The sequence below is a fragment of the Mucilaginibacter sp. genome, assembly GCF_025362475.1.
Taxonomy (GTDB): Bacteria; Bacteroidota; Bacteroidia; order Sphingobacteriales; family Sphingobacteriaceae; genus Mucilaginibacter.
On sequence record NZ_JANYGH010000058.1, the window covers coordinates 231,967 to 245,454 of the forward strand.

Consider the following 13,488-nt stretch of genomic DNA (forward strand, 5'->3'; position numbering starts at 1 on the left):
TGAAAAACTGCAAACTGCAAACTGCAAACTGCAAACTGCAAACTGCAAACTGCAAACTGCAAACTGCAAACTGCAAACTGCGAACTGCAAACTAAAAGGTATGCTGCGGGCAGGTAACCTTGTAGCGGTTATTAAGCAGGATACCGATTACAATTTCGTGCGAGCCGTTGCTTACTGTATTTAGTGCCGAGGTAGTAAAATCATAAGAATATCCAACGTTTACAAATGAGCTAAGGTTAAAACCTACCAGGGCTGCAAATGAATCATTACGACGATAGGAACTTCCTATCCAGAATTTATCCTGGAATGACATCTTCAAATTCAAGTCAAACGTTGTAGGCACCGGCTGTATCACTTTTACCAGCACCGATGGCATAAGCGTTACATCATCTGATAAAAAGAGCTTGGTGCCCGCCGTAAAGAAGTAATGCGGTACGGTTTTATTTTGTGTTGCACTGGTTGAAGTAGATACATAAAGGTTTTGCGGTAATACCTGCTGTACCGATACGCCAAAAAAGTAATCAGATGCATAGGCCCATACCCCTATCCCCAAATCGGGTTTCCATTGATTATTATTGATATTGTTTAATATAGGATCCGTTGGATCGGCAAAATGAACCTGGGAAAGATTTAACACATTGTGACTCACCCCTGCAGATACACCAACCGCCAGGTTAAGCCTGTTGGTAATACCAAGATGATAAGCATAGGTAGCATCAATATTGGTTTGTGTAATAGGGCCGGTTTTATCAGATACCAAAGTTAGCCCGATACCATGGTGTGGTTCGGCAGCCTGGTATTGCTGGGTGTATGATCTGCTTGATGGATTAAGCCCCCCGCCTGCCGGGAAAGCTGTGGCATCTCCTTGCAAAAACTTATCTCCAATAGGTGCATTTATAGTTAAATAACCGGTTACGGGGGCACCTTCAAGCCCTGTCCACTGGCTGCGATACCCCGCTTTTACATCTGTATAATTTTCAATACCTGTTAAAGCAGGGTTTAAAAGGTAGTTGTTGAAAATATATTGGGTGTACTGCGGTTTTTGCTGCGCATATGATGACTGCGCAGCCGCTATAAAAAATACAATTGCGTATAAAATTCTCTTCATTAATTTATCTAATGATGGTGGCTACATATCCCGAAATAACCCTACGTTCGTTTTTAGGATTTATTACATAAAACAGGTTGCAAACAGAAGTTTATCTCCTTTATTCCCGCCACCTATGGAATATAATAACCAACTGACGAATATAACCTTTCTCCGTATCTGTTTTATGCCTCAACTGTATTATTTGTAAAATTTCGATTTACCTTACCTGATAATAGCTATATGAGCAGGTAAATTCTTTGCCGGTTTATAATATATAACGTCCGGTGAGGAATGATGACGCTAAAACAATTACCTGATTATAGTAATGCTCCCGGAAACAGCCTTACGCCCGTTTTTAGGATTTATGATATAATAATAGGTGCCCGAAGAAAGATAGGTGCCCTTATACCTCCCATCCCATGGGATGGTGTACCCCATGGAAAAAAATATCTTTTCGCCGTACCTGTTAAATATTTCAACCGTATTGCTGGGGTAACTATTTAAGTATTTAATATCCCATATATCATTTTTACCATCACCATTTGGCGTAAACGCGTTGGGTATCACCAGGTATTTCAATACCTTAACGGTAACATCGGCCGAGCTTGAGCACCCCTCAGCCGAAGTTACTGTAAGCCTGTATGATGTGGTTTCTGTAGGGCTTGCTACCGGGTTTAAAATATCGTCATGATCCAAACCGGTTGAAGGGTACCATTTATAGCTTAAAGCATGCCCGCTCGCCGATGCCTTTAATGTAAGCTGCCCACCTTCCAGTACCGTTTGGGCGGCATCCGTAGTTACAGTTGGTGAGGCGTAAACTGTAATTTGCTGTTTTACTGTATCCGGGCAACTGTTGGCTGTACTATAAATATAACTGATATTTGCTATGCCGGTACCCGCAACCGAAGGGCTGAACAATCCGCCGGAGCTTATACCATTACCAATATATACACCATTACCTGCAGGGCCGGCAATAGTTAAAGGTTTAAGTTGAAAAGGGTTATCCTCCGGGCAAAAAGATGGCGACTGAGCAAAGGTTATTAAGTGTGTGGCTTTTACAACAACAGAAAAATCCTGCGTATTTGCACATGTACCACCAGAGTATGCAGCTACATGTACATTAAAAGTATGGTTGCCGTCAGTAAATTGTGGGTAAGTGTACCGTAGATGTTGCCCAAAAGCCGGGTGTTCATATACCTTTAATGATGCGGCATTGGCCATATCAAAAGTAACTTCGAGCCGGGTGATACTGCCGAAATTAACCGTTGACCGATTTTCAAAAAACACTTCTTTGTTGCTGCACAAAGCGGCAGGATCAAGCACTACAACATTGGCTTTAAGCATATCGCCGTTAACAACCAAAGTTTGGGTTTTGGTGTACACACAGCCATATTTAGTTGTAACTTTTAAAGTAACCTGGTAGTCACTCCTCGCCTCGGTATAATGATGCCTTGGATTTTTTTCGGTAGATGAATTATTTGCGGCACTGGCATGCATATCACCAAAATTCCATTCATATGTAAAACCGGCTTCACTATGGTCTGTAATGGAGCTATTATCTTTAAACTGAACAATATCATCAACACAGGCATCAGGCAAAATAAAATCAACTACAGCCAAATCACTTATGGTTATTGTTTTGGTTTGAGGCAAACCTGCACAGCCATTTGCATTAACTACGGTTAATTTCACGGTATAAATACCTGGAGCCTCATAAAGATGTGTAAATTGATTATTATCAGACTTTTGAACAATGGCGGCACCATCGCCAAAATCCCAAAGCCATTTTGTAATGACACCATCAGCACTTGTAGAGTGATCTGTGAAGGTAATGTCCTGCCCTGCGCAGGAGGGGGCCAAAAAATCAAAATTAGCAACAGGTAAATTTGTGATGCTAACAACCACCGGATCTGACACATCATCACAACCGTTTTCGTTGGTAATAGTAAGCCTCACATTATAATTACCGGCGTGCTCATAAACGTGCGATGGATTTTGTACAACATCAGAATGCCCATCGCCAAAATCCCAAAGCCAGGTTTTGGTTTCCCGGCCAAAGGTTTCTGATACATCTTTAAAAACGGTAGCATCACCTAAACATGAGCCCACGAAATTGAATTTTGTGACCGGTAGCGATGAAATGTTAAAATCAAGTTCAACATCCTCATTTGAACCGCACTCATCGGCAACCGGGTTAAATACTGTTGCCACTACGCTGTAATTCCCGGTTGTGTATATTTTATCATTGCGATATTCATACAAATAAAGTGTTTGATCTCCTTTAACCGTTGTTGATTTAACAATTGGATTATTATCAAGAAAAGTGGTGCCATTTTTAAAATCCCATTTAATACTGGTTGTTTTAAATGGCAGGGTTAACTGTAATTTATAAGTTGCATCTGTACACCCATTTAGTTGCGTTGTGCTTTTTTGAGGATCTTTAAGAGCTATAAACTCGGTAAGGTTTTTCAGATTGGCCCCGGCGGCATAACCGTATGATTCGGCTGTGCCAAAACCATAGGCTATGGCATTAAAACCATCAGAAGCACTAATATGATGTACGCCCTTATTAACCTCAATTTGTGCATATGAATAAGCAGGATTACCCGCCACAGGCACAAACTTAGTATAGGGATTGCCATCGAGTGCAAAAGTGGGCACCGCGCTCGTTTTGATAATTACATTAATAAAGTTATAAATGATCCTGAAATTACCCGTTGAATTTAAGGTGACATGATCAAGCGTTTGTTCAAGTGGGTTAAGGTATATCATTTCCGGATCGCCCGTATCCAGGTTTGCGTCCACACAATTAATAGTTTTAAATTGTGTTACTGCATACTGAACAACCTGTACCTGTTTATTGGCACTAATAACGTTGGGGGTATTTGAATTAAATTCGTAATAAAGCCCTCCGGAAAATTCAGACGGCGAAATATCACGCCCGTTTAAATTTACAATGGTATTGGGATCGCTCAATACAATCCTGAAAACATCATAATTGCGGCTTTTTAATGGCGCTGTTATATAATTCTTCCCCCAGGAAGCCGTTGGGTATACCTGCTGAAAAAGATTATCAGAGGTGTTATTTACGGTGTTGCAACCTATAAGTATTTTTGAACTTCCGGAAAACACAGCTACCTTTTTACAAGAGCCGGCCTGCGTGCTTATTGTGCGGATGCGTGTACCAGTAAGATCATTAACGGCAAGCGCCTGGTATACCTGGCCTTTGTTTAAAATGATGGTAAAAGGTTTTCCCGGGGCCTCTCCGTCGAGTAAATATGTGGTGGGTGTTATTTCAACGGTAGTTTTATCCTCGGTGCCAACAACTGCAAATGTGGAATAGGACGGCTTTTTTTCTGTTAGGAGAGCATTGGATAACTGCGTGTAGTTAATAGATACATAATCCTTACCAAGCACATTTACCGGCAGCAAAAGCGTTGCGCCCGAAACACTCTGCGCAAAAATATGGGCATATACGGCTATAGGTTTTTGTGATGTGATATGGATTCCCTTAGTTGAAAAACCTTGCTGATCAATAAAGGCACTTGCCGGTATGGTAACTGTAAGTATCCCCCTGGCAGTTACATCATAGTTTTCAGAAAAAGAGCCATCGGCAATAGAAACGTTTACTGTGGTATTAACATCTGCAGTAATATAAAGGTTCATCTTGCTCACATTACCATTAGGATCTGTTGTAGTTGGGGGAGTAATGTGATCCATATAAACCGTCCAAAACTCGGTTCCCTGGTTTGAAAAGCCGCCCTGAGCACCGGCACCTAAACTACAGCACAGCAAAATAAAGACCGAAATTATCGCCCGTAAAAATTTCACCCTGATATATAAATGTTTATTTGGTCTTGTTTATGTACACGTTAAATATAAAACTACTTTTTTAAAAAACGTAATGTTATAAATAGGAGGCATGAAGCACATATCCACGCGTCATTGCGAGGTACGAAGATAACCGACCGTAGGGAGCTCATTAATACCTATAAAAATCAAATCAAAAACATTAATAATCCCCGCCTTTACAGAACGACCTGTTTTTATTTTTTAGACAGTCTCTTACAACGGCTATGAGTAAAAGCCGGCAATCTCCACCCCTATCTCAATACCTGTTGTTTTTTTTTGTGAGCGCTTCAAGTTCAAGGTTGGCTATTTGCAGTTTGTAGGTAAGCTCCTTATTATCTTTTCGTAATTGATATATTTCAATGGCATTTTGAATATAAATTTTAAGCTCGTCATTTTGCCATGGCTTTACAAGGTATTTATACACCTGCCCCCTGTTAATAGCGTCCATTACGGCGTTAACATCCGAAAAACCTGTTAAAAGTATCCTGATGGTATCGGGATATAAAGGTAAAATCGACTCTAAAAATTCAATGCCTGTGGTAACCGGCATACGCTGATCAGTAATGATCACACCAATTTCATGGGCCGCCAATACCTGGATCCCTTCCGCAGCCGACTGAGCAGTATAAATATTGAAATTCCTCCTGAAAGCCGCCTTAAAACTAATCAGATTATTTATTTCATCGTCAACATACAACACTCCTACGGGCATAGCAATAAACTTAGATTAAATCGGTTTTTAACAATTGGTTATAAAAGTAAATGTATTGAAAGTTTTAATTTTTGCGCATTTTTATTATAATTATGCCTGAGTATAAAATTCCAACATGTAAATATGAATAAAATATTGACAATCGCGTATTTACTATTCCTGAACACGATTGCTCATGCCTACAATACTGATACGTTGACTATTCATGAAAACAGATCGGAGCTGTTAAACAGCCGCTATTTTTATGAATTGGAAGATCCACGCGCCGATTTATCTATCAACCAGGTTTTAAAAAGTACCGGCTTTCACCCTGGCAGCACTTCCCTGCCCCTGTTAAAATATTCAAAATCGGCAACATGGGTAAGGTTCAATTTAAAAAACAACGATAACAAACCTTTTATCGTCATCAGTATAGACCCAAGTGTTATTGATGAGTTTGATCTTTATTATCTTGACAGCAAACCCATTCAAATACATCATTTTAAGGTAGCAGACCAGCAGAATGAACTTGAATCCCGAAATATTACCTATATAAGGTGCCCAATTGCACCGGGAACATCAAACACCATTTATCTGCGTATTAAAAGTAATACTCCAGCTGTGATACCAGTAATAGTGTATAGCGAGGTAGCCTTTATAAAAAGCAGAAATATTGAAAACGTTGTTTATGGTGCATTTATGGGCATATTGCTGATCAGCGCATTTTATAACTTACTGTTGCTTTTTATAGTTGGCGATATGAGTTACCTGTATTACGTATTTTATATTGTTTTTCTCGGAGCCTCGCAAACCCTGCTGCGTGGGTATGGAAATTACTTCACCGACAACAAAATTTTCATTAACAGCTATGTAATACCATTGGTAAGGATGTGTTTTGGCTTATCAGTACTACTTTTTACCGATGAATTTTTAAAGCTAAAACAAACCTTAAATAAGGAATACAAAATTTATTTACTACTGTACGCATTATTCGCTGTAGTTTTTGTAGCCATTTTAGGCAACTTTGTGGCCTTTGCTTACAATTTAATTAATTGGAGCATAGGTATTACTGCAATATACCTGCTCTATATTGGCGCACTACTTTACCTAAAGGGGTTTAAACCTGCCAAACTATTTATGCTGGCCTGGAGCTTATTCTTAATAGGTTTATTACTTTCCTTTGCACGTAGTAAAGATCTTATTCCCTATAATATTTTCACCGCCAATATTATACCTTTTGCTTTGGTAATTGAGCTCATATTATTTTCGGCTGCATTGGCCGATAAAATCAATTTTTACCGAAATGAAAAAATGGGCCTTCAAAATTTTGTTGTTGCGGTTGCAAGGGAGAATGAGCGCTTGATTAAAGAGCAGAACATCCTGTTAGAAAACAAGGTTAAAGAACGCACCAATGAACTCATCAATGCCAATAAATACCTTTCCACCACTATTGATGATCTTAAAAGCACACAGCATCGGTTAGTTGATACCGAAAAAATGGCCTCGTTGGGCAGGCTTACTGCAGGGGTTGCCCATGAAATTAATAACCCCATAAACTTTGTAAGTTCAAATGTTAACCCACTCAGGCTCAATTTTGATGAGTTATTTTTATTACTGAATAAATACGAAGAGGTACTAAATAACCCCGATCGTACGGAATTTATTCAAACGACCCATACTTACAGGCAAAGTATTGATCCAGATTTTATAAAAGAGGAAATTGCCATTTTACTCAATGGTATTGAAGAAGGTGCCCGGCGTACTACCGAAATAGTAAAAAGCCTGTTTACCTTTAGCAGTACAGATGGGCAGGAACTAAAAATGCTCGATATCAATAAAGCCATACTTGCCAACATACTTATTTTAAAAAGTACAACGCCCTATTTTATTGAAATTAAAACAGTTTTTGATAATATTGAACCCATAAAATGCTACCCGGGTAGTATTAACCAGGTATTGATTAACCTGATAGCCAACAGCATATACGCTATTAAGGCAAAGGAACAACCCAACGATGATACAATAACAATTATTACACGTGATGTTACCGGTCATGTTGCTATTGAAATTACAGATACGGGCGTGGGCATGACCAATGATACCAAACAACGCATATTTGAGCCATTTTTTACTACCAAAAACGTAGGCGAAGGCACTGGCTTAGGCTTATCAATTGTATTTGGAATTATTGAAAAACACCATGGCAGCATTGATGTTATATCATCACCCGGTAAAGGCACAACCTTTAAGATACAGCTACCCAAAAGTTTAACCTGATATATGCCTTGCCATTAAAAAAACTTCTCGGGGTTTGGCACCAGGTTCAGGAATGATTCAAAATTTTCGGCGTAGTTTGATTGATCAAGCTTATAATAAAATGCCCCTTTTTTTGACGATAACTTATCTTTTTCGGGTTGTTTTATCAGTAAACCTGTGGATAATAGTTTACGGCTAAAATTTCTGTCATCAAACTTTGTTTGATAAACGCCTTCATACAAAGCCTGTAATTGCGGAATAGTAAATTTCTCTGGCAGCAACTGGAACAATAAAGGGTGAAGCGCGGCTTTGTAACGCAGTTGCCTTAAGGCCAACCTTACCATTTCGGCATGGTCAAATATCAATTCAGGCATTTCATCCAGTAAAAACCATTCCGGGTGATACTCTTCACTTAGTTGTTTTTCGTATTGATGAATATCAATCAGCGCGAAGTAAGCAATAGATAAGGTACGTTCAACGGGGTCACGATCTGGGCGACCGAACACCTGAAACTGCTCCATATACACATTTTTAAGCCCGGTACGTAACTCCAACACCCGATTAGCGGCATCATCTGCCGATTCTGACGGCTGGATAAACCCGCCCATCAGGCTCCATTTATTTTTTTCGGGTTCAAGGCCGCGCTGTACAAGTAACAGCTTAATGTTCCAGCCATCAAACCCAAATATAATACAATCGGTTGCCACTAAAATGCGTTTCTGACCGCTATACTTCTGCATAATTTAGTTAAGAGTTTATTTACAAGTGTAAAAATAATTATGCAATTTTTTAGTGTTAAATGGACAACTATTTTTTTCTAAGAAAAACTCTTAACTCAATCCCGCATCAACATCCCTAACTCACCCTTCTCCCCTTCAACAACATATCCATAGCATCATCCAGTGATCCGGCGCGGATCACCTCGCCCGAGTTAACAAAAAAGATCTCGTCGGCATTTTCAATGGTGTTAAGGCGATGGGCAATTATTACCCGCGTTGTGGTTGCAGGCAGTTTATTAAGGATATCACTCAGCAACTTCTCTGTAATGGTGTCAATATTGGCTGTGGCCTCGTCTAATATCAATATTTGTGGGTTACGTAAAACGGCCCGCATAAAAGCTATCAATTGTTTTTGCCCAAGGCTGATGCTATCCCCGCTTGATAATACCGGTGTTTCCAGTCCGTTTTCAAAAATGGCCAGTAAGCTGCCCAGGTTGGCATCTTTTATAACCTGCTCCAGTTGTTCATTACTGTAATGCTCATATACATCATTACTGTATAAAATATTATCTTTCACAGTACCGCTAAACAGGAAAGGTTCCTGTAAAATAAACCCAATCCTCAGGCTGCGCTCTTCTGCGGTGTAGGTTCTGATGTCTTTGCCATCAAGCAGGATCAATCCTTTTGATGGATCATATAAACGGGCTATTAATGATGCTGTAGTGGTTTTACCGCCGCCCGTAGGCCCAACCAGCGCATATGTTTTGCCTTGCTCCAGTTTAAAGTTAATATGATGCAATATTTCTTTGCTTTCATCATAACTAAAATTCACATCCCTAAATTCAAGTAAAGCTGCTTTTGGGTCTGTTATACCGGCCTCAATCAGCGGCAGATCACTTTCAAGGGCCAAAATCTGCGATATCCTGTCCCAACCGGCCATAGCCAGCTGAAAGTTTGACCACAATGCAGCCAATTGCCGCAAGGGATTATAAAAAAGTGTGGTGTATGATAAATAACTTACCAGTAACCCTATAGAAAACTGCCCGTGGCCAATAAGGTAAATACCAAAAGCAAGTACTATCAATTGTGCAATACTGGCAAACAAACCGTAAACCGGCACAAAAATATTATTTGCCAAACCCGCGCCAATGGCCGTTTTATAATTTTGTCCATTTGCAATATCAAAGCGTTTTCTGAAATAATCGCGACGGTTAAAGGCGATGATCACTTTAAAATTACTCAGGCTTTCCTGGATTTCGCCACTTAACCCACCGGTACTTTTAAGGTTAGCTGCATTTTTGCTTTTGATCCACTGCGATAATATCAGCGTTAAAAACAGGATAAGCAGGGCCGGTGATAAAGCCGCGGCACCAAGCTCCAGGTGTATCAGCAATAAAAATATACCGGCACCAATCATGGTAGATATATTGCCTATAAACTGCATCAGCGATTGCGAAAAAAACTGGTTGAGCTTATCGGTATCATTGTTTACCCTTGATATCAGATCGCCGGCCTTGTTCTGGTTAAAAAAGCCAACCGGTAGTTGTTGCAGCTTGTTAAATATAGAGTTACGCAGCGTAAACAGCATGCGCTGCCCTACCCCACCCATCAGCGTGGTTTGCTTGTAACTGGTAAACAGGGCGGTAGTATACATACACAGCAATAAAATAGCGTTATGGATAACGCCATTAAAATTTTTATGCAGCACATAATTATCAATAGTATGCCCAATAATAAGCGGCCCCAACAGGTTTAATGTTGAATTGATGAGTATGGCAACAACCGCGATGATGAGCGTTCGCTTTTCGTGTGATATGAGTTGTATCAGCTTTTTTAGCCCCGCAAAGGTTGACGTTTTTTGCGCGGTTTTACTAAGCTGGTTAAGATCGTAGTTCATTTTATATAATATTTTTAGGCCTTAGCTTTTGTGGTTAGTGAGCAATGCCCGATTCGTAATTACTGGTGCTTTGCTGCGAATTGAAGATCTGCACATAATCCGGACTGGTTTTCATCAGATCGTCATGTACACCGCTGGCTACAATTTCGCTTTGCATCAGCAGGATTATCTGATCATAATGCTCAACCGAGGCTATTTTCTGTGTTACAGATATCAGCGTTAAACCCGGGTAATTTTTTTGAATATTGGTAAGTATCTTCTTTTCGGTGTTGCCATCAACCCTCGCCGTAAAATCATCCAGCAATAAAACTTTAGGATTTACAGCCAGGGCCCGTGCCAGCATAATACGCTGCTTTTGGCCGCCTGATAAACTCGATCCACGTTCAGATACGATGGTATTTAATTGTTCTGGTAAACTACCAATAAAATCGCCCAGCTCGGCAGTATCAATAGCTTTCTGTAATGATTCGTCCGTTACGGTATCGCTAAAGGCAATATTCTCGCGGATGCTCATGTTAAATATGATACTATCCTGGAAAACAAAACCAACCTGGCTATGGAACGATTCACTATCATAGGTGGCAATGCTTTTTCCATCAAACAATACCTCGCCCTCAGTAGTATTTATAAGCCCGGTGAGCAAATAAAGCAATTGCGATTTACCGGCCGATGTTGGCCCAATGATAGCTATTTTTGATCCTGCCGTTACTTTGAGGGATATATTTTTTAATGCAAACTTTTGCCCGTAAAGTACAGATACATTTTTGAGCTCAACATCCCCCCGAAGGTTTGCTTTCAAACTACCACCTTCGGCAACGTCCGCTGCGTCCAAAACAACGCTGATGCGCGTGAACGACGCACTGGCCTGCGCTATCAGGTTGCTCATAAAGCCTAAAATAAATATGGGGAATATAAGCAGCGATAAATAACTGTTAAAAGCAGCAAAACTACCCAAACTCATGCTGCCGGTTATTACAAAGTGCCCACCCATTACTAAAATGGTTAATGCAGCCATATTTGCGGTAAAAGTAACTATGGGTATTAAACCCGCAAAAAAGCCCAATATTTTTAAACCATAATCGCGGGCTTCGGTATTCGCGCTCAAAAATTTATTGTACTCCAGTTGCTGAGAGTTAATAACCCTGATGAGCGCCGCCCCCAGGATACTTTCGTTAATTACCTTGTTCAGTTGATCAATAACACCGCGACTTTTCATGAACAGGGCCCGCACATGCTTTAAAACATACGCAAACGTACCGCCAATAATGGGGATAATAACAATAACCGCCAATGCCAGTTTCCAGTTAATGGTAAGCAGCATAACGCTACAGCCTATAATAATAAACAGCGATGATACGATAGAAACCAGGGCCTGTGATACAAACAGCTTTATAGATTCAACATCGGCAGTAAGGTTGGTTAATAGTTTGGATGGATTGGCCTGCTCAATAAAGGCATAGCTTTGGCGGGAGATCTTATCCGATAACCTTTGGCGCAGATCCCTTGCCACACGCTCTGAAGCATAAGTTTGTATAATGGTTTGCAGATAACCAAAAACAAAGATGAGCAAAGTAGCTATAGTGAATTTTTTAACAATATCATTCAGCACAAATTGTTTATGGGTATAAGCATCAATTCCGTTTGCGATGATCTTGGGTAACCAAAGGTTGATACCGTTACCCAATAACGCGAATAATAACAGCAACGAAACCAAGCCTACATACGGCTTAAGCAGACTAAAAACACCCGGAGGTTTACTGGTTGACTGTGGTTTAGTTGAGGCTTGCATATTTTATTTGATAGTTGGCTGCTGTGCTATTTCAAAAGCAGGCCGCATTTATATTAGTTTAGTAAAAGTAAAAATTAAAGGAACTTCATCGTATTAAATTATTCCTTATTTATGATGACGATTAAAAGGGCAATACATTTTAACATGCCTGAAAGATTTTACGGCATTAACAGGGCTTAATCAGTTAGATGACAAATTGTTTATTTACTTTCATGTCCATTAATAAAAATCATTACCTATGATCTCCTATTTTGACCCTGGCACCAACTATGTTTTAGAGGATGAAAAAGTTTTACTGCGCCCCCTGCAGGCAGATGATCTGCAAAACCTGCTACCTTATGCTATTAATGAGCCCGATACATGGCGGTACTCCAACGTAAGCGCCCGGGGCGAAGATGGCATGGCACAATATGTAACGGCCGCTCTTAAAGCCCGTAACGAAGGCCGTGAATATGCTTTTGTAGTTATTGACAAACAAACAGGCGAGTATGCTGGCAGTACCCGTTATTACGACATCCAGCCAAAACTGAATAGCTTACAGCTGGGCTACACCTGGTATGCCGAAAAATTCAGGGGAACGGGCTTAAACAAACGCTGTAAATTTTTACTGCTGCAATTCGCTTTTGAGGAATTGAATATGGCCCGGGTTGAATTTAGGGCCGATGCACGTAACGAGCGCAGCATAGCTGCCATGAAAAGCATAGGCTGCCAGGTTGAAGGTATTTTGCGCAGTAATATGCCGCTGGAAGATGGCGGCCGGCGCGATTCTATTGTGTTGAGCATTTTAAAAGAAGAATGGGAAAATGGCGTTAAGGAGAATTTGAAAGCGAGATTATAGGGGGCTATTTAAATATTCAGCCGTCATTGCTGTAAGTGGTAAAATTCGGGTGACACTGAAGGAAAAATGATGTTAAAAGGTTTGTCATCCTGAGGAACGAAGGATCTATTTGCAGACTGTACAGGGCGAAGAAGTATAGCGGAGAGTAGATCCTTCACTATCGTTCAGGATGACAAAAGCTTTTTTTAGTAATACGTCATGGGAAGGAACGAAGCAATTGACGAGGGACTATGTGTTTCATTAGCTCTTCATCCCACCACTCTTCCCTCCCTCGTTCATTGAAATGATATTTTTTTAGCACATACACAAAGTAGCCCTTTCTCCGGTGATCTTAAAAAGCCACGGTTATGTCATTA

Annotated in this window: 8 protein-coding genes; 2 read left to right on the forward strand and 6 right to left on the reverse strand. The window is 40.3% G+C overall.

Annotation, left to right across the window (positions count from 1 at the left end):
- Positions 1-91: 91 nt before the first annotated feature.
- The 3 genes from Q0R88_RS19645 to Q0R88_RS19655 form a co-directional block, all read right to left on the reverse strand.
- Positions 92-1,108 (reverse strand): type IX secretion system membrane protein PorP/SprF, encoded by a 1,017-nt coding sequence (locus tag Q0R88_RS19645; RefSeq protein ID WP_295719435.1) that lies wholly within the window; start codon positions 1,106-1,108, stop codon positions 92-94.
- 291 nt (positions 1,109-1,399) lie between these two features.
- Positions 1,400-4,921 carry a PKD domain-containing protein gene (locus Q0R88_RS19650; protein ID WP_295719436.1) on the reverse strand — a complete coding sequence of 1,174 codons (3,522 nt, stop codon included), beginning with the start codon at positions 4,919-4,921 and terminating at the stop codon, positions 1,400-1,402.
- A gap of 277 nt (positions 4,922-5,198) precedes the next feature.
- On the reverse strand, positions 5,199-5,654 hold the full coding sequence (locus Q0R88_RS19655) for a response regulator (protein WP_295719438.1): 456 nt from the start codon (positions 5,652-5,654) through the stop codon (positions 5,199-5,201).
- A gap of 123 nt (positions 5,655-5,777) precedes the next feature.
- On the opposite strand from Q0R88_RS19655, the gene Q0R88_RS19660 reads away from it, so the two are divergent.
- Positions 5,778-7,910 (forward strand): 7TM diverse intracellular signaling domain-containing protein, encoded by a 2,133-nt coding sequence (locus tag Q0R88_RS19660; protein WP_295719439.1) that lies wholly within the window; start codon positions 5,778-5,780, stop codon positions 7,908-7,910.
- Between the two features lie 14 nt (positions 7,911-7,924).
- Here Q0R88_RS19660 and Q0R88_RS19665 read toward each other — a convergent pair whose 3' ends face one another.
- The 3 genes from Q0R88_RS19665 to Q0R88_RS19675 all read right to left on the reverse strand — a co-directional run bounded on the left by Q0R88_RS19665 (position 7,925) and on the right by Q0R88_RS19675 (position 12,294).
- Positions 7,925-8,629: an NUDIX domain-containing protein gene (locus Q0R88_RS19665; protein WP_295719441.1), complete on the reverse strand. Its 705-nt coding sequence runs from the start codon at positions 8,627-8,629 to the stop codon at positions 7,925-7,927.
- A 115-nt stretch (positions 8,630-8,744) separates the two neighbouring features.
- Positions 8,745-10,505, reverse strand: a complete 1,761-nt coding sequence (locus tag Q0R88_RS19670; RefSeq protein ID WP_295719444.1) for an ABC transporter ATP-binding protein — start codon at positions 10,503-10,505, stop codon at positions 8,745-8,747.
- 34 nt (positions 10,506-10,539) lie between these two features.
- Positions 10,540-12,294 (reverse strand): ABC transporter ATP-binding protein, encoded by a 1,755-nt coding sequence (locus tag Q0R88_RS19675; RefSeq protein ID WP_295719446.1) that lies wholly within the window; start codon positions 12,292-12,294, stop codon positions 10,540-10,542.
- Between the two features lie 238 nt (positions 12,295-12,532).
- Here Q0R88_RS19675 and Q0R88_RS19680 point away from each other — a divergent pair, with 238 nt between their 5' ends.
- Positions 12,533-13,132 carry a GNAT family protein gene (locus Q0R88_RS19680; protein WP_295719447.1) on the forward strand — a complete coding sequence of 200 codons (600 nt, stop codon included), beginning with the start codon at positions 12,533-12,535 and terminating at the stop codon, positions 13,130-13,132.
- The last annotated feature ends 356 nt before the right edge of the window (positions 13,133-13,488 follow it).

Bases quoted from the DNA above. Each gene is read 5' to 3' on its own strand.
- Q0R88_RS19680 (WP_295719447.1), top strand. From the start codon at position 12,533: ATGATCTCCTATTTTGACCCTGGCACCAACTATGTTTTAGAGGATGAA.
- Q0R88_RS19655 (WP_295719438.1), bottom strand. From the start codon at position 5,654: ATGCCCGTAGGAGTGTTGTATGTTGACGATGAAATAAATAATCTGATT.
- Q0R88_RS19665 (WP_295719441.1), bottom strand. From the start codon at position 8,629: ATGCAGAAGTATAGCGGTCAGAAACGCATTTTAGTGGCAACCGATTGT.
- Q0R88_RS19645 (WP_295719435.1), bottom strand. From the start codon at position 1,108: ATGAAGAGAATTTTATACGCAATTGTATTTTTTATAGCGGCTGCGCAG.
- Q0R88_RS19670 (WP_295719444.1), bottom strand. From the start codon at position 10,505: ATGAACTACGATCTTAACCAGCTTAGTAAAACCGCGCAAAAAACGTCA.
- Q0R88_RS19660 (WP_295719439.1), top strand. From the start codon at position 5,778: ATGAATAAAATATTGACAATCGCGTATTTACTATTCCTGAACACGATT.
- Q0R88_RS19675 (WP_295719446.1), bottom strand. From the start codon at position 12,294: ATGCAAGCCTCAACTAAACCACAGTCAACCAGTAAACCTCCGGGTGTT.